The sequence below is a fragment of the Saccharopolyspora sp. NPDC000995 genome, from assembly GCF_053599315.1.
Map to the genome: position 1 here is coordinate 1 of NZ_JBSFLZ010000144.1, position 16,628 is coordinate 16,628.

Below are 16,628 nucleotides of genomic sequence, written 5' to 3' on the forward strand. Positions count from 1 at the left end.
GAAATCGAAGCTCTGGCGGATCTTCTTGCCAGGCGCATGAAAAAATCTCTCCTCGCTGAGACCATGAGCCGACAATGGGAACAAACGAGAAGCCGATCCTAGTCGCGACCCTCGCCACCTGTGCGATGCCCCGCACCACAAGCGCGGGGCATCGCCATACCTCAGCAGGGCTGCGGCAAACGCACCACGAGTGAGCTAACGCGCAGGTCCCGCAGCCGCTTCACGATTCCTAGTAGTCCGACCAGCAGGAACGGATCGAGCTCGCGCGGGCGGTACGGGCGCCCGCCAGTATGTGGGCGGATCTCGCAGGTTGACTGCTTGCGAGAGCGGGTACGCGGTCCCGTTTACAGATCAGCGGGATGCGGCGCTCACGCCGAGCAGATAAAGCAACACACTCCTGCCCTTTCGGGCAACCGCTTGGGGTATTTCCGGGCATTCATTCATGCGGTGGAGGGGGTCCGTGATTATTGTCGTGGCAACTGTCGCCTCGTCAGGTGTTGCCAAGGGTGTCCGTCTTCGTCCCCCGGTGGTTAGTGACGGAACTCCCCGAAGGCGCACTTGTGCCATTGCATGAGTAGCGGCCGAGCTGTAGATGCCTTTGTTGATCTTGATACGGTTTGGTGGTGTGACCTGTGGTCGACTTGTCGGCGGTCCCCGTGCAGAAAACTGTTCCGGGAAGGCTTGCGGGGTGGCGTCTGCCCCAGGATTCGATGCCCGCAGATGCCGCCTACCAGGCGGTGCGGGATGAACTGCGCCCGGATGTACGGCCACAGTTGAATCTGGCAACGTTCATCACCACCGGGATGGAACCGGAAGCCGAACGGCTGATGGCCGAATTCCTCTACAGCAACACCGTCGACGGCGTGCAGCCGTTGCGCACGACTGCCTTGGCGCAGCGGTGCGTCGCAGCGCTCGCCGAACTGTGGCATGCGCCCGACCCGGATAGCGCGGTCGGCACGTCCACCGGCGGCTCCAGCGAGGCGTGCATGCTCGCCGCGCTGGCGATGTTGATGCGCTGGCGCTCCCGCACCGGAGGATCCGGCGGGCGCCCGAATCTGGTCATGGGAGCCGCCGTACACGTCTGCTGGGCCAAGTTCTGCGCCTACTGGGACGTCGAAGTGCGGCAAATCCCGTTGGCGGAAGGCCGGTTCGGCATCGACCCGCACACCGCAGCCGAGTTGTGTGACACGAATACCATCGGCGTGGTCACCGTGCTGGGCACCACCTTCGACGGCTCCTACGAACCGGTACAGCAGGTGTGCGCCGCGCTGGACCAACGGCGTGCCCGCGACGGTGTCGACGTGCCGGTACACGTCGACGCGGCCTCGGGCGGGCTGGTGGCGCCGTTCCTCGATCCCGCACTGATGTGGGATTTCCGGCTTCCCCGAGTGACCTCGATCAACACGTCCGGGCACAAGTACGGCCTGGTCGCTCCGGGCCTGGGTTGGCTGGTATGGCGAGACCCGAGCGTGGTGCCCGTCGAGCTCGGATTCTCGACCGATTACACCGGGGGGCACCTATCCACCCAGACCCTCACCTTCACCCAACCCGCCGCGCCGATCATCGCCCAGTACTACCAGTTCCTCCGCTTGGGCGTAGAAGGCTACCGGGCCATCATGCAACGCTGTCGCGACCTCGCCCGCGCACTGGCTGCCCACCTCAACCAATTCCACGACATGCGGGTGATCTCCTCCGGCAACGACCTACCCGTGGTCGCTTTCACCACCCGTGACCACGCTAGTTTCACCGTGACCGACCTGGCCGACCGCCTCCGCCAACGCGGCTGGCTGGTGCCCGCCTACACATTGCCCCCCAACCAGACGAACGTCACCGTCGCGCGGCTGGTCTGCCGCAATGATCTCTCCGACATCCTCGCCCGCCGACTCGCCGACGACATAACCAACGCAGTCACCGCACTCCGCGCCAGCGGACCTCTCAAGGAAGGGCAGCGCGTACAGTTTCGGCCCGAGTGCGGTGTCCAAGCGGAGGAAGTCACAGGCGATGTTGGTGTGGGGCCCAGAGTAGTAAGAGTGAGCTGAACGCACCTAAGCTGCGAGCACGGCATCTGCGGGGCCTGCACCGTGCTGATGGATGGCAAAGCGCACCGAGCTATCTAACGTTGGCAGGGTTACCGCCGGGCACGTCAGGATCGGACTTGACGTGCTAACCCACAGATAAATCCGGGGGTCTGCGCACTACGTCTACCTGATCACGCGGCCCAGCCAGGCGATGCGGGCGGCTCGTGCCCGCCGCGACAACGTCGCGTCGGGCACGAGCTGGTCGAATCCGTGGCACCCGCCGGGCCAGACGTGCAGTTCTGCGTCTCCACCAGCGCGCCACAGCCGCAGGGCGTAGTCGATGGCCTCGTCGCGGAACAGGTCGGCCGAGCCGATGTCGACGTAGGTAGATGGCAGCCTGGCGAGGTCGGTGGCACGTGCCGGTGCGGCGTACGGTGAGACGTCGGGACCGCCCCGCGCATCGCCGAGCAAGGCCTCCCAGCCGGTGATCGTCGACGCGCGCACCCATGTGTTCCCGTCGAGGTACTCGTGACTGGACGGGGTGTCGCACCGGTCGTCGAGCATCGGGTACATCAGCAGCTGGCCGCGGATCGGGGGACCGCCGAGGTCGCGGGCCATCAGCGTCACCGCCGCCGCCAGCCCGCCGCCCGCCGACGTACCCGCGACGACCGGCGGGCCGAAGCCGTTGCGGGACATCCACTCCAGCACCTGGAAGCAGTCCTGCGACGGCGCCGGGTGCGGGTGCTCGGGTGCGAGCCGGTACTCCGGCGACACCAGCACGACACCCAGCTCCGACACCCACTCGGCCAGCACGTGCAGGTCGGTGCGCCGGGTGCCCGCGACCATCCCGCCGCCGTGCAGGTGCAGCACCGCAAGACGTGGCGCACCCGCTGGGAGCAGCACGAGAACCGGCACACCATCGGCCTCGGCCTCGGCGAACGTCACGGTGCCGCCTCGCGTCAGCTCGGCATCGGTCACGACGCGTCCACCGGCCCGGACCGCGTCTATTCCCGATGGCGTCAGCGGTGGTCTGGCTAGGTCTACCAGCGCGGCGATCTCCGGGTCGATCGCGGGACTCACCCCTTCACCCCGGTGTGCGCGAGTCCCTCGATGAACTGCCGCTGCGCCAGCACGAACACGACGAGAATCGGCACCGCAGTCATGGTCGCGGCGGCGAGCTGCACGTTCCACATCGGGCCGCCGTAGTTGTCGACGAACTGTGTGAGCGCTTGCGGCAGCGTGTACATGTCCGGTGTGGACAGGTAGACGATCGGCTCCAAGTAGAGGTTCCACGAGTGCAGGAACGTGAAGATCGCGACGGCACCCAGCGCGGGCCGGGACAGCGGCAGCGCCACCCGGTAGAAGATGCCCGCTCGTCCGAGGCCGTCCATCCGCGCGGCCTCCTCCAGCTCCGACGGCAGGGCGATGAAGAACTGGCGCATGATGAAGATCGCCAGCACACAAGGCGCCCCGAAGATCGGCACGATGATCAGCGGCCAGTGCGTGTTGGTCAGGCCCAGCGACTGGAACATCTGGAACAGCGGCACGATGGTGACCTCGCTCGGGATGAGCAGGCCGATCAACACGACCACGAACAGCACGTTCTGGCCGGGGAACCGGATACGCGCGAACGCGTACCCGGCCATCGCCGCCACCGCCATCGTGCCCGCCGTGACGACCACCGCGATGTAGAGGCTGTTCCAGTACTGCTGCCCGAACGGCTGCATCGCGAACACCTGCCGGTAAGTGGACAACGTCCACTCCGACGGCAGCGGCGAAGTGGAGAAGATCTCGCTGATCGGCTTCATCGACGAGGTGATCATCCACCAGGTTGGGAACACGAACGGCACGCACAGCACGCACAGCAGCCCGTACAGCGCGATCTTCACCCTAGGTCTCATGCAGCACCCACTTCCGGCGCATCTGCCACTGCAGCAGGGTGAGTGCGGCGACGATAACGAACAGCAGCACCGAGATCGTCGCGCCATAGCCGAAGTGGTGGAACTGGAACGCCTGCTGGTACAGGTAGTAGATCAGCACTGTCGTGGACGTTCCCGGACCGCCCTGCGTGAGCACCGCGATCTGCGCGAACACCTGCAGCGAGCCGACGATGGTGATGATCGACGTGAGCAGGATCGTCGGGCTGATCAACGGCACGGTGATGCGGCGGAACCGGGTCCAGGCACCCGCGCCGTCGAGCTTCGCCGCCTCGTACAACGGCTGCGGCACGCCTTGCAGCGCCGCGAGGAACAGCACCATGTTCAAGCCGACGTTCTTGATCACCTGCACGACGATCACCGAGACCATCGCGGTCGACTCACCGCGCAGCCAGTTCGGCCCGTCGACGCCGAAGAACCCGAGCAGCCCGTTGACGCTCCCCTCCGGCTGCAGTATCAGCTGCCACACCAGCGTCCACGCCACCAGCGACACGAGGACCGGGGAGAAGAACAACGTGCGAAAGACCGTGGTGCCGCGCAGCTTCTGGTTGAGCAGCACGGCGAGCAGCAGCGCCAGTGACAGGTTGAGCACGACCAGGCCGACGGCGAACCACGTGGTGGCCGCCAGCGAGTCGCGCAGCTTCTCGTCGGCGAGCAGCTGTTGGTAGTTCTGCGCGCCGACGAACTCGAACGTGCCGGCGAGCACGTTCCACTCGTTGAGGCTGTACCAGCCGACCAAGGCCAGCGGCACCAGCACGAACGTGATGCTGCCGAGCAGCGCGGGCGCGACAAACAGGTAACCGACCATGTTGTCGCGCCTGCGTAGCGTCCAGAACGACGTCCGCTCGCGAGCTACGGCCCGCGTGGAGTGTGCGACCGCCGTCACTTGTGCTCCAGCAGCGGCTTGATCTTGGTGCACACGTCGTTCAGCACGCTCTGCACGTTCGCGTCCGGCTTCCACAACGGGTCGAGTGCGGCGCGGATCGTCTGGTTCAGCTCCTCCTGACCCTTGTGGCTGGGCTTCACCACGCCCTTGTTGATGCCGTCGACGACGACGGACTGCAGTTGCTCGGCCTTGATCAACGGGTTGCTCTTGGCGAGCGTCTCCGCGTTGAGCAGCGACGAGCGCGCCGGGGGGAAGAACTGCGCGAGCTTGGCGGAGTTGGCCTGGTTGGTGAGGAAGGCGAGGAAGTCCGTCGCGGCCTCGACGTTGTGCGACTGCTTCAGCACACCGATCCCAGCCTGCCCGATCACCGCGTAGTCACCCTTCGGACCGGACGGCAGCGGCAGCAGCGTCCAGCCGAACTTCGCGTCCTTCAACGCACTGGACCGGGAGATCTGGCCGATCGCCATCGCCGCGTCACCGGCGAAGAAGTCCACCGTTGTGCCGGGGCCCGGAATCGCCTTGTCCGTGAAGATAGCCTTGTGCAGGAACGACATCGCGTCGTTCATCTCGCTGCTGGAGAACCCGCACGAGCGACCGTCCGCACTCCACGCATCAGCTCCCCAGCCGCGCCAGATCGCGGACAGCACCGCCCAGTTCTGGTACTTGAAGTCCGGCAGTACCAGGCCGGCCTTGCCGGAGGCGGCTGCCGACGCAGAGGCCGCCGCGATCGCCTGGTCCCAGGTCCAGTCCGCCGAGGCGCCCTTCACCAGGTCGGTGTTGACGAACAACCCGAACGGCGAGGTGGAGAACGGGTAGGCGTACAGTTCGCCGTCCTTCTCCCACAACTTCGTCGCGGACGGCACGAGCTCGTCGGCCTTCTCGATCTTGCCGCGCACCGGGGCGAGCGCACCGGAGGCCACGAAGTCCGGTGCCGACTCCTCCAGGATCCAGGCCAGGTCCGGCGCGTTACCGCCGGCGATCTGAGTGGTGAGCGTCGTGGTGTAGCCGTCGGCGGGCACCGAGTCGAACTTGATCTCGGTGATGTCCGGGTGCGAAGCCTTGTACTCGGCGGCGATGTCGTTGAGCAGCTTGAGATGCGCCGCGTTGGCAGTCCACACCGTCATGCGCAGCGACTTCGGTCCGGACTGTGCGGATGATCCGCCACCGCAGGCGGTGAGGGCGAACAGCCCTGCGACGATTAGTGCCGTGAGTCGTCGTGACAGCTTTGTCATTTACGTCTCCCTGCGTCAGTAGCCGGACACGTCCGGCCAGCGGAGCTCGATCCCGTCGCGTTCCAGACACCGCTGGAAGTCCGCGAGCAGGCCGGGGGTCTTGCGCACCGCGCGAGGGGTGACTCGGTGCGCCAGGCAGAAGGCAGCGAGCGCGCCCGCGACCTCGCCGACGTTCCACTCGACTGGGTGCAGCCGGTGAGAACCGTTCGTGATGTGGGTGGTGCCGATGTTCTTGCCCGCGGGTAGCAGGTTCTCCACCCGTTGCGGGATCAGCGCGCCGAGCGGGATCTCGAACGGGCAGCTCGCAACGTCGATGTAGTTGTCGCCACCGGTGGAGGGGTGCAGGTCGATGCGGTACATGCCAACACCCACGGCGTCGGCGTGCTGCACCGCGCCCTTGTCGCCGCGCACGGCGAGCGAGAGGTCCTGTTCGACGATCGTGTGCTCGGCCCTGATGCGCCTGGACTCGCGGATGTAGGGCGCCTGCGCGAGACCGTCCGCGCTGCCGGTGACGTCGCCGCGCAGGCGGAGGCCGGGGAAGCCGGTGCCGCCGTCCGGGCGCGGTGCTTCGGTCTGCAACCAGTAGAGCACCGAACGTGAGAGCTCCCGCGCTGCGGCGATGTGCGCGTCGGCGTCCGGCACGTCGATCACCGGCGACTCGAAGTAGTCGATCATCGGCCAGTTTACCAAGCAGATGTCGCTGTCGTAGGCACCCGCGACGAAGTTGTTACGCGCGGCGATGCGCCGGAACGTCCACAAGTTGCTGTCACCGGCGCTGAGCCGCTGGTCCGACACGACGCCGAGCGGGTCGTCGTCCGGGTTCGGGGTGAACGTGCGTTCGGAGATGGCCAGCGTGCGCGGGTTCGGGGAGCGGAACGACAGCATCCGGTCGCCCCAGAAGTCCGGCTGGTACGCGCGCCAGAAGTCGTACCGCGCCGGTTTGTCGATGGTGTGGTCGCCGTCGACGTGGTCGACCGCGAAGCACACCGAAACCGCCTGCATGTTCGCCGGCTGCGCGACCTCGGGCGCACTCGGCTCGCCGGTGTCCAGAGTGGACTCGAATCCGGTGACGTACTCCGTGCTGGACAACGGAAGCAGCTCGCCCGTCTCCGTCGCGTCCAGGATGAACGGTGCGGAGAGCTCGATCTGTTCACCGGTGTCGCGGTGCGCAACGGTCACCGACACGATCCGGTCGCCGTCGGTGCGTGCGTCCACCGGCCGGTACGGCCGCAGCACGGTCAGCTTGCCACTGCCGCGGAACGGCGCCAGCATCTCGTCGATCACCGCGACGGCGACGCCGGGCTCGTGGCAGAGCCTGCTCACGTTGCCCGCACCGGGGTTGAGCTCCCGCCACGCCCGTGCGCGCGGGGTCAGCGGATAGTGGCGGCGGTAGTAGTCACGGATGCCGTCGCGCAACGCCCGGTAGCTCGCGGTGACGCCGAAGCGCTCCACCCAGCTGTGCTCGTCGGGCGGCACGGCCTGGCTGGTCAGCTGGCCACCGAGCCAGTCGTACTCCTCGGTGAGCACGACCCGGCGGCCCGCGCGCAACAACGCGAGCGCGGCGGCGACACCGCCGAGTCCGCCGCCAACGACGACAACGTCCGTGGTTTGGTCGAGCAACAGTTCCTCCTGGTCAAAGACGTGGTGCGCCCAACGTCGAGCCCTCGACGAACTCGCACGGGAGCAGTTCCTGCGGTGTGGTGCCGTGTTCGAGCACCTCGGTCAGCGCCTGCACCGCCCGGCGCCCCATCTCGCGTCTGGGGATGCGGAAACCGGTGAGCGCCATGTCGTCCGGTGCCGGCCGGGTAGCGGCGCCGAGCGAGAGCACGGTGAGGTCGCCCGGCACGGATAGCCCGCGCTCGCGTCCGGCGAGCACGAGCGCGACCCCGTCCGACACCTCTTCGGCGAGCACGGCGGTGACGCCCGCTTCGCGCAGCTGGTCGAGCCGTGCGGTCTGCACATGCACCCCTTGAACGCCATGTGCCGCAACGGCTTCGCGGAAGCCTTTCAGCCGATCCGCGGACGACTCCGCGCCCGCACCGGATCCCAGGTACGCGAACCCGCGGTGGCCGAGCGCGACCGCGCGGTCCACCAGGTCTCGCACCGCGCTGCGGTAGTCGGCGCCGACATAGGGCACCGGGCCGCCCGCATCGTCGCGTCGTCCGATGGAGACGTACGGGATGCCCTCGGCGAGCAGCTGGGTCAGGTCGTCGCGGTCGACCCTGCGACCGAGCAGCAGACTGCCGTCGGCGAGCCGCACCCGGCTGTCGTCGCCGAAGATCCGCCGCTGCGCCCCAGCGGCCTTGGCGCTGGTGAACAACAACAAGTCACAGCCGACCTCCTCGGCCTGTTCCTCAATGCCTTCGAGGAACGGCTGGTAGAAGTTCGCGTGGGTGCTCGGGAATACCGCCTCGTAGGTGAACACGCCGAGGATGCGGTTGTGCCGATCGTGCATCCTGCGGGCGATCAGATTCGCGACGTAGCCGGTCTTGCGAATCACCTCCAGCACCTGCGCGCGGGTCTCCGGCGCGATCCGGACGTTGCCGTCCTGCCGGTTGTTGAGCACCAGCGACACCGTGGCCTGGCTGACTCCTGCCATCCTGGCGATGTCCTGCTGGGTGATCCGTCGGGCCACGAGCACCCCCGCTTGCCAATTCGAATTGGCACGGATTCTGCGTCGTCGGCCGACGCGTCGTCAAGCCCCTAATAATTCGAATTATCATCTTGACGTGCGGCTACGGGACGGGTGAGGGTTGATCGGCCACAAGGAGGTAGGCCCGTGACTACGTTCAGCCGTCGCAGCCTGATGACCGGCGCCGCCGCTCTCGGACTGCTCGCCGCACTGCCGACCCGCGCACTCGCACTGCCCGCGCCACCGTCCACCACGCCGAACCGGCGCCTGTTCGCACCCGAGGAACAGCGATTCGCGTCGTACCTCACTGCGGTCTCGCCGATGGTCGCCGACATGGACTCGAGCGGCTTCTTCGCCGGAGGCTGGTGGCGCAGCCCGGCGGCGCCGTACAACGCCCGCGTGCAGGAGCACGTCTACACGCTCGCCTGGTTCGCCACGCAATCCCGCACGTGGAACCCGTACCGGGGCGACGCGGCTCTGCTCGCCGCGCTCGACGCCGGGCTCGGACACTACCTGGGGTTGCAGCACGATGACGGCTCGTGGCCGGAGTATTCGCCGACCGAGCACGGGCTCGCCCCCACCGGCTTCGGATTGGGGTACCTGAGCAAAACCAACGCCCTGCTGCGCGAGGCGAACATCCTGCCGCAACGCCAGTCGCAGATCACCTCGGCGTTGCGCAAAGCGATGACGTGGCTCCTCGATCCAGGCAACGGTAGCGCCTGGCAGCCCACAATCCACTACGCGAACCAGGTTACCGCCGGGCTCGCCGGCGCCTCGCTCGCGCTGAACCAGGACCCCGACCCCGCGCTGCGGCAGCAGTTGACCGAGGCGTTCGCGCGCCTTGCCGCGAACGGGCAGAGTCCTTCGGGCTACTTCTATGAGTTGACCGGCGCGGACACCAACTACAACTTCGAGGTGATGCTGCCGGAGATGGCCGACGCGTGGCGCCAGTCCAACGACGCCAACCTCGTCACGATGAGCCGGAAGTACACCGACTGGCTCAGCTACAACCTGCTGCGCGAACCCGACGGCTCCGGCTGGTTCGCCAACGTCGCCCCGAACTCCCGCACCTCGGCGCGGTTCTACGCCGACGTGCGACCGGACCCTGAACGTACCGCGCTGAACAACCAGTTCGTGCCAGTGGTGCCGAACTTGGGCGCGTTCCTGTCCAGCCGCGAAGACCTCGCCGCCGCATGGGCGGCCTGGGCCGAGGACCCGGCACCGGTGCCCGCACTCGTCAAACAGGACACCTCACCGCGCATCCTCACCCACGCGATCTACGGCGAGCGCTATCCGACCCGCGCCCAGCGCACGGCCGCGATCGCGAAACTTCCATACCAACAGGCGCACTTCACCGAGATCCGCAGCGACCAGGGGCAGGACTTCCTGTTCCTGCGCAGGCCGCAGTTCTACCTCGGCGGCTACTTCGGCGCGAGGCGCGCGACCTCGCTGGGCCGCACCGGTCTGACGTTCCTGTGGCACCCGGTGGCGGGCACGGTCGTCCAGTCGATGAACAACAACAACTACGCCTGCTGGGCGACGGTCTTCCCGGGTCAGGTGCCGGACGCGAACGGACCGCAGCAGGCGGAGTTCCTGGGCGGCGAGCCGTACCGGTTCCGCTACCGCACCGCGGATGGCTCGGTCGTCACCGACGTGACCGTGGGGCCCGACCGGATCACCAGGTCGGTGCGGGCGAACGCGTCGGCAACCGAGCAGATCCCGTTGGTGGTGAGGGACTCCGACACCGTCGCACTCGACGCGCAGGGGCTGACGCTGACCCGCGGCCGGGTGGTGCTGCGATTCGACTGGGCACAGCCGCGGCAGCCCGAGATCAGGGCCTCCTCGATCACCTACCCCGGCCGCGTGATGCACATCCTCACAGTGCCCCACGACGGCACGTTCAACCTGACGATCTCAGTTCTTGATTCATGATCAGGAGCGCGCCGCGCCCGTGGAAGTCGTTGTCCATTCGCGGGTGCTCCAGATAGTACCGGGCATCGCCGACGCTCGTGGCGATCACGATGTCGGCGATCCTGGTCCGGCCGTCCGAGCCACTCGACACCGTCGCCATGGGTGAGGGGCACCCTTAGGTGGTGTGGCTGCGCTCGGGTGCGGACGATGGTGCTGCGGTTGTCCGGCTGGCTTATTGCTGGGCCTGGCGTGCTGTCATAGCCAGTCATAGCCCCCTCCGATCCGCGCACGTCTCTGCGTGAGCCCTGACCGCGACGGCGGTAACACCTCCTCGGCTAGGACCATGAGCGGACCAGCCGGAGCCCGCGACGTTCGGGAGGTACCGCTGCAATCGGTGACCGCCGGTTTGCTTGACAGCCATTCGTGATACCTGTTGTCCGTGGATAGGGGACGGGAGTCGGCCACGTGGACCGCGGTGCTGGAGGGCACGCTGGAGCGGATCACGTTCGCCAACGAGGACAGCGGCTACACCGTCGCGCGGATCGACACCGGCCGCGGCGGTGACCTGGTAACGGTCGTCGGCGCGCTGCTGGGCGCGCAGCCCGGCGAGGCGTTGCGCATGCGCGGCCGGTGGGGGGCGCACCCGCAGTACGGGCGGCAATTCCACGTCGACGACTACACGACCGTGCTGCCTGCGACCGTGCAAGGTATCCGCCGCTACCTGGGGTCGGGCCTGATCAAGGGCATCGGCCCCAAGCTCGCCGAGAAGATCGTCGACCACTTCGGCGTCGCCGCCCTCGACGTCATCGAGCAGGAGCCCGCGCGGCTGATCGAGGTCCCCAAACTCGGGCCGAAGCGGACGAAGCTGATCGCCGACGCGTGGGAGGAGCAGAAGGCGATCAAGGAGGTGATGATCTTCCTGCAAGGCGTCGGTGTCTCGACCTCGCTTGCGGTGAAGATCTACAAGCAGTACCACGACGATGCGATCCGGACCGTCAAGGAGGAGCCCTACCGGCTGGCAGGCGACGTGTGGGGAATCGGTTTCAAGACCGCCGACACCATCGCCAAAGCGGTGGGAATCCCGCACGACTCCCCGCAACGGGTCAAGGCGGGCCTCCAGTTCACACTCTCGGAGTCCACCGGCGACGGCAACTGCTACCTGCCGGAGACCGAGCTGATCGCCGAGGCGGTGAAGATCCTCGCCGTCGACACCGGGCTGGTGATCGAATGCCTCGCCGAACTAGTCACCGAGGAAGGCGTGGTCCGCGAGGAGATCCCCACCGATGACGACGAGGTGCCGACAGTCGCGATCTACCTCGTGCCCTTCCACCGCGCCGAAGTCGCCCTGGCAAACCAGCTGTCCCGGCTGCTGAACACCGGCGCGGACCGGATGCCCGTCTTCGCCGAGGTCGATTGGCACAAGGCCCTCGACTGGTTGCACCGCACTACAGGCGCCGAACTCGCCGAGGCGCAGGGGCGCGCCGTCAAGCTGGCCCTGACCGAGAAGGTCGCCGTGCTCACCGGAGGCCCAGGCTGCGGGAAGAGCTTCACCGTGCGGTCGATCATCGCGCTAGCTCAGGCAAAACAGGCCAAGGTGATCCTCGCCGCGCCGACGGGACGAGCGGCGAAACGGCTGACCGAGCTCACCGGACACGAGGCGGCGACCGTGCACCGGCTGCTCCAGCTCCAGCCGGGCGGGGACGCCGCCTACGACCGGGACAACCCGCTGGACGCCGACCTCGTCGTAGTCGACGAGGCCTCCATGCTCGACCTGCTGCTAGCCAACAAACTGGCCAAGGCGATCCCGCCCGGCGCGCACCTGCTGCTGGTCGGCGACGTCGACCAGCTCCCGTCGGTCGGAGCCGGTGAGGTACTGCGCGATCTGCTCGCCGCCGGCACCCCGATTCCCCACGTGCGGCTCAACGAGGTGTTCCGGCAGGCCGCCGAGTCCGGGGTGGTGACCAACGCGCACCGAATCAACGCCGGGGACTATCCGCTGACACACGGGCTGACCGACTTCTTCCTGTTCCACGTGGAGGAAACCGAACCGACCGCCGAGCTCACCGTCGACGTCGTCGCCCGACGGATTCCGCGGAAATTCCGGTTCAACCCGCGCACCGACGTGCAGGTGCTCGCCCCGATGCATCGAGGCCCCGCAGGTGCAGGCGCGCTGAACCAACTGTTGCAGGAAGCGATCACCCCGGCCAGGGAAGGCCTGCCAGAGCGGCGGTTCGGCGGACGGATCTTCCGCGTCGGCGACAAGGTCACGCAGATCCGCAACAACTACGACAAGGGCGCCAACGGCGTGTTCAACGGCACGCAGGGCGTCGTGACCGCCCTCGACAACGAAGCACAGACCATGACCGTGCGAACCGACGAGGACGAGGACATCGACTACGATTTCACAGAACTCGACGAACTGGTCCACGCCTACGCGGTGACCATCCATCGTTCGCAGGGAAGCGAATACCCGTGCGTGGTGATCCCCTTGACCACAAGCGCCTGGATGATGCTGCAGCGCAACCTGCTCTACACAGCAGTCACCCGGGCCAAGAAAGTCGTGGTCCTCGTCGGTTCGAAAAAGGCCCTCGGGCAGGCGGTGCGCACCGTCGGCTCCGGCCGCCGCTACACCGCGCTGGACCACCGGCTCCGACAGGCCGGGACCGGTTCGAAGCGGGCGGAGTGACAACGCCCGACAGAGAACGCGTCAGCGCCGCTGCACTCGACGGCTCCGGATGCCAGGCCCCGCTGGAGGCGCCCGAGAAGCCTGAGTATGTACCAGCGCTGCGCCTGGACGTGAACAACGCTGGTCACAACGACAAACGTACGGACGCTTCGCCGGAGGCGCCGCACGGCGAGGTCGAATCCGCGGACTCACATGGATCTTAAGGCCGCAGCTCGTCTGCGGTAGACACCAGCGAGCTGACTCGCAGGTACTTCGCGGCGAACTTCACCTCGCCGTCGCCGAGAACGTTGACCGGCTGGGCCTCGGACATGTCCGGCAGCGAGGACTGGAACCCGGTGAGGACGTGAGCGTTCGGGTCGCCGCTGTCGGCCAGGACCATGCCAATCCCGGCGTACGCGCTCTGACCAGGCTGGAGGGTGAATTCCTTGGGCACGTCGGGAAGCCGCACGTCCTCGACCGGCAGGTCCTCGATCGGCGAGTTGCTCATGTCCACACCCTTGAGGTTGGGCACGCCGCCGTTGATCGTGCAGGTCTTGTCCGACCGGTTCCCGTACGCCACGATGAAACTGCCGGGGTCGCCCTTCACTGGTGTCGCGGTGGCGAGGAAATCGGCCTCCGAGCAGTTCGACGTGCCGATGTCCCCGCCGCCCCCGCCCGAGGCCATACCGGCATTGCCCGCGTCACGCCCGGGCGCCGGCGAGGGCTGAAGTGCGGCGGCGGCGGTTCCGCAGCCGGTGACCAGCAGTGCTCCCCCCAGCAGGCCGGTGATGGCAGACGTCATACGGTGGCGCTCGAGCATCGTGCTCCCCTTTTCCTCAGGTGTGTCAGCGGTTTCTCACCGCTCTTTCAACAAGAAAGACGCACCACGCCCGACGGGGTTGCGTCCACCGCGCGAATTCGGACGAATTTCGAGGCGAGAGGCACCTTGAGCGGCTCAGCCACTTCTTCAGTCTCAGTTGATGTGACACGTGGACCGGACGCCGCGACCACGCCCTGATCCTGGTCGCCGTCCACACCGGACTACGCGTCACCGAACTGGCCAACCTCCGCATCCGCGACACCCACCTCGCCGCGGGGGCACACCTGCGCTGCCATGGCAAAGGCCGCAAAGACCGCTGCACCCCGCTGACCAGCGTCACCGCGAAAGTCCTACGCACCTGGCTGAAAGAGCGAGGCGGACAACCCGACGATCCGCTGTTTCCCACCCAGCGGGGCACCCCGCTGTCCCGCGACGCCATCGCGCGCCTAGTCGCCAAACACGCCAAGGCCGCCGAAGCCGCCTGTCCATCGCTGACCAGCAAGAACGTCACACCGCACACCCTGCGGCACTCCACCGCGATGGCGCTGCTGCACGCCAGCGTCGATATCTCCGTCATAGCCCTCTGGCTCGGCCACGAAGGAACCGAAACTGTCCAGATCTACCTGCACGCCGACATGACGATCAAAGAACGCGCCCTCACCCGCACCGCCCCCGGCGGCGGCAAGCTTCGCCGCTACACCGCCCCCGACACCCTGCTCGCATTCCTCAAGACACTCTGACCACCAGATTATGCCGACCACACCACGCTGAAACCCCGACGCACCAACACATTCCGCACTCTGCCGACATAACCCGGGAGTCGACATAAGCGAACTTATGTTGAGTTCTACATAAGTCGGCGTACCGAATTACCATCGGTGAGCCCGGTTTGATTTTCCTCGCCTCGCTGGTGCCGGCGGGGTAGTATTGGACTCCGGCTGCTGTTTCCAGCCCATGCAGAGCGACATTCAGTAGGAGTGGGCTGATCACGCCACCCTGGGGTGTGCCCTCATCGGTTGGCGTGAACCCTTTTCCTTCCTCTATCACACCGGCTTTCAGCCATTCCCGGATCAGGTCCCTGGCCGGGAAAGACCCGAGTGCTTCCAGTAGCCGGTTGTGGTCGATCTTGTCGAATGCCGCTGCCAGGTCCGCGTCCAGAGCCCAGACCCGCTTGGTCTTGGCGGAACAGCAGGTCTGGAAGATCGCCCCGATCGCGTCATGGCAGCTTCGCCCCGGTCGAAACCCATAAGACTTGGGTTCGAACTGGGCTTCCCACTCAGCTTCGAGTGCATTACGGACCCTGCCTTGATGGCAGCGGTCCGCGATGACCGGAATTCCGAGCGGCCTCAGCTTTTCACGGTTTCCCACCTTGGGTATATAAACCCTCTTCACCGGCCGGGGACGCCAGGTTGCGGCTTCGCGATGCACCCGCACCGCCAGCTCCATCCTGGCCCGAGGAGTCAAGGCGACCTCCGCATCGACCCCGGCGGTTTTGCGTCCCGCGTTCAACTGCGTCGCTTGCCGCACGCTGACCAGCGTGTTGCTCCAGCTCCGCAGCATGAGTTTCTGCAGGTTCCTGACCGTGGCCAGGGAACCCTCCCGCGCCGCCTTGAAGATCCGCTGCCGTAGCCGCCGTACGTTTTCCTCGTGCAGGCGCCAGTCAATGGCGGCCCAGTCGAGGGTCACGTCCTTGGGTCCGTTCACCATCGGTGTCTAACTTGTCCTTCGGTTCCAGGGTTTCGGCTGCTTGTCTTCAAAGGCTCACCTGCCCACGTCAGCGCCTCTTTCAAGGCCCGGGCACCAGGCCCGGTATCCGGCCAGTTATCCAGTGGCGGCGGCCTGGAGGTGCCGTCGTGTTGCCGCTGGTTTCCTGTTGACTTTCGTCCACCGCCACCAGGGTTTCTCCCGATGACGATGACGCCGTTATCGGCATGACCGGCTTTTGCTTCTTGGGCATCTTGTTCCCGGCAGAGGATTCCGCCTTCCTCGCGGTTGGCCTGCCTGCCCGCCCCCAGGCGATCAGGACTCTGCCGGGGTTTCCATGTTCCGCACGTGTGAGATGCGGCCGGGGTGGATGCCTCCTATACTCCGGGGCGGTGGTGTCCTCCCGATCGGCGATGGGTCTCCGATCGGCACCTGCCGTTTCTCAACGGCCAGCCCTGTCATCCGCCTGACACATTCCACCGGCGGAAGCCACTATTACGAAGCATGCGGAGATTCACCTACATTCACCCGTCCGGCCTTCTCCTCGCCCGCTGCCGCCGGGTGGAACAGCAGCAGCTTCGGCTTTTACCCTGGGCTTCACACCCCGCGGTTACCCACGACGCATGCCAGGGCGGAGACGATCCCGCGGACACTGGACCGGATCACGTCTTCACTAGGGGAACCTCCAAACAACGTAATCACTCACATCATGCGACTTCACGTCGCACCCCAGCGTTCGTGGTAGAGGCCCACCAGTGTCACGGCCGGATCGGTGCGGTGGTCCAGCAGTGTGGTGGCCAGTCGATACCGATCGCCGATGCGG

11 protein-coding genes and 2 pseudogenes are annotated in these 16,628 nt (G+C 66.7%); 5 read left to right on the forward strand and 8 right to left on the reverse strand.

The window, feature by feature from the left end; all coding sequences use genetic code 11:
* The first annotated feature begins 710 nt into the window (after positions 1–710).
* Positions 711–2,039, forward strand: coding sequence for a glutamate decarboxylase (locus tag ACWDKQ_RS31000; protein WP_450142317.1), 1,329 nt, complete (start codon positions 711–713; stop codon positions 2,037–2,039).
* Between the two features lie 3 nt (positions 2,040–2,042).
* A pseudogene (locus ACWDKQ_RS31005) lies at positions 2,043–2,117 on the forward strand (2Fe-2S iron-sulfur cluster-binding protein); the annotation flags it as partial.
* An 84-nt stretch (positions 2,118–2,201) separates the two neighbouring features.
* Here the strand turns inward: ACWDKQ_RS31005 and ACWDKQ_RS31010 are convergent.
* From ACWDKQ_RS31010 to ACWDKQ_RS31035, 6 genes are read right to left on the reverse strand one after another with little or no spacing between them, the layout of a single operon-like run.
* Positions 2,202–3,098 carry an alpha/beta hydrolase gene (locus ACWDKQ_RS31010; protein ID WP_450142318.1) on the reverse strand — a complete coding sequence of 299 codons (897 nt, stop codon included), beginning with the start codon at positions 3,096–3,098 and terminating at the stop codon, positions 2,202–2,204.
* Positions 3,095–3,907 carry a carbohydrate ABC transporter permease gene (locus tag ACWDKQ_RS31015; RefSeq protein ID WP_450142319.1) on the reverse strand — a complete coding sequence of 271 codons (813 nt, stop codon included), beginning with the start codon at positions 3,905–3,907 and terminating at the stop codon, positions 3,095–3,097. Before ACWDKQ_RS31015 ends, ACWDKQ_RS31010 begins: the two co-directional genes overlap by 4 nt.
* 1 nt (position 3,908) lies before the next feature.
* Entirely contained in the window at positions 3,909–4,841 is a 933-nt protein-coding gene (locus ACWDKQ_RS31020; RefSeq protein WP_450142320.1) for a carbohydrate ABC transporter permease, read from the reverse strand.
* Positions 4,838–6,073: an ABC transporter substrate-binding protein gene (locus ACWDKQ_RS31025; protein WP_450142321.1), complete on the reverse strand. Its 1,236-nt coding sequence runs from the start codon at positions 6,071–6,073 to the stop codon at positions 4,838–4,840. Before ACWDKQ_RS31025 ends, ACWDKQ_RS31020 begins: the two co-directional genes overlap by 4 nt.
* A 15-nt stretch (positions 6,074–6,088) precedes the next feature.
* Entirely contained in the window at positions 6,089–7,693 is a 1,605-nt protein-coding gene (locus ACWDKQ_RS31030; protein ID WP_450142322.1) for an FAD-dependent oxidoreductase, read from the reverse strand.
* 13 nt (positions 7,694–7,706) lie between these two features.
* Entirely contained in the window at positions 7,707–8,708 is a 1,002-nt protein-coding gene (locus tag ACWDKQ_RS31035; RefSeq protein ID WP_450142323.1) for a LacI family DNA-binding transcriptional regulator, read from the reverse strand.
* A 144-nt stretch (positions 8,709–8,852) separates the two neighbouring features.
* Between ACWDKQ_RS31035 and ACWDKQ_RS31040 the strand changes: the two genes are divergently transcribed.
* Both ACWDKQ_RS31040 and recD2 read left to right on the forward strand, forming a co-directional pair.
* A complete protein-coding gene (locus ACWDKQ_RS31040; protein ID WP_450142324.1) occupies positions 8,853–10,637 on the forward strand; it encodes a hypothetical protein in 1,785 nt (594 codons plus the stop codon).
* 418 nt (positions 10,638–11,055) lie between these two features.
* Positions 11,056–13,302, forward strand: a complete 2,247-nt coding sequence (gene recD2 / locus ACWDKQ_RS31045) for an SF1B family DNA helicase RecD2 (protein ID WP_450142325.1) — start codon at positions 11,056–11,058, stop codon at positions 13,300–13,302.
* A gap of 199 nt (positions 13,303–13,501) precedes the next feature.
* Here recD2 and ACWDKQ_RS31050 read toward each other — a convergent pair whose 3' ends face one another.
* Entirely contained in the window at positions 13,502–14,101 is a 600-nt protein-coding gene (locus ACWDKQ_RS31050; protein WP_450142326.1) for a DUF4232 domain-containing protein, read from the reverse strand.
* Between the two features lie 191 nt (positions 14,102–14,292).
* Between ACWDKQ_RS31050 and ACWDKQ_RS31055 the strand changes: the two are divergent.
* Positions 14,293–14,841, forward strand: a pseudogene (locus tag ACWDKQ_RS31055) (tyrosine-type recombinase/integrase); the annotation flags it as partial.
* Here ACWDKQ_RS31055 and ACWDKQ_RS31060 read toward each other — a convergent pair.
* On the reverse strand, positions 14,828–15,787 hold the full coding sequence (locus ACWDKQ_RS31060) for a reverse transcriptase N-terminal domain-containing protein (protein WP_450142327.1): 960 nt from the start codon (positions 15,785–15,787) through the stop codon (positions 14,828–14,830). The pseudogene ACWDKQ_RS31055 and the gene ACWDKQ_RS31060 overlap by 14 nt on opposite strands.
* Positions 15,788–16,628 lie beyond the last annotated feature (841 nt).

Coding starts and splice junctions, on each gene's coding strand:
- ACWDKQ_RS31000 (WP_450142317.1), top strand. CDS start 711: ATGCCCGCAGATGCCGCCTACCAGGCGGTGCGGGATGAACTGCGCCCG.
- ACWDKQ_RS31025 (WP_450142321.1), bottom strand. CDS start 6,073: ATGACAAAGCTGTCACGACGACTCACGGCACTAATCGTCGCAGGGCTG.
- ACWDKQ_RS31050 (WP_450142326.1), bottom strand. CDS start 14,101: ATGCTCGAGCGCCACCGTATGACGTCTGCCATCACCGGCCTGCTGGGG.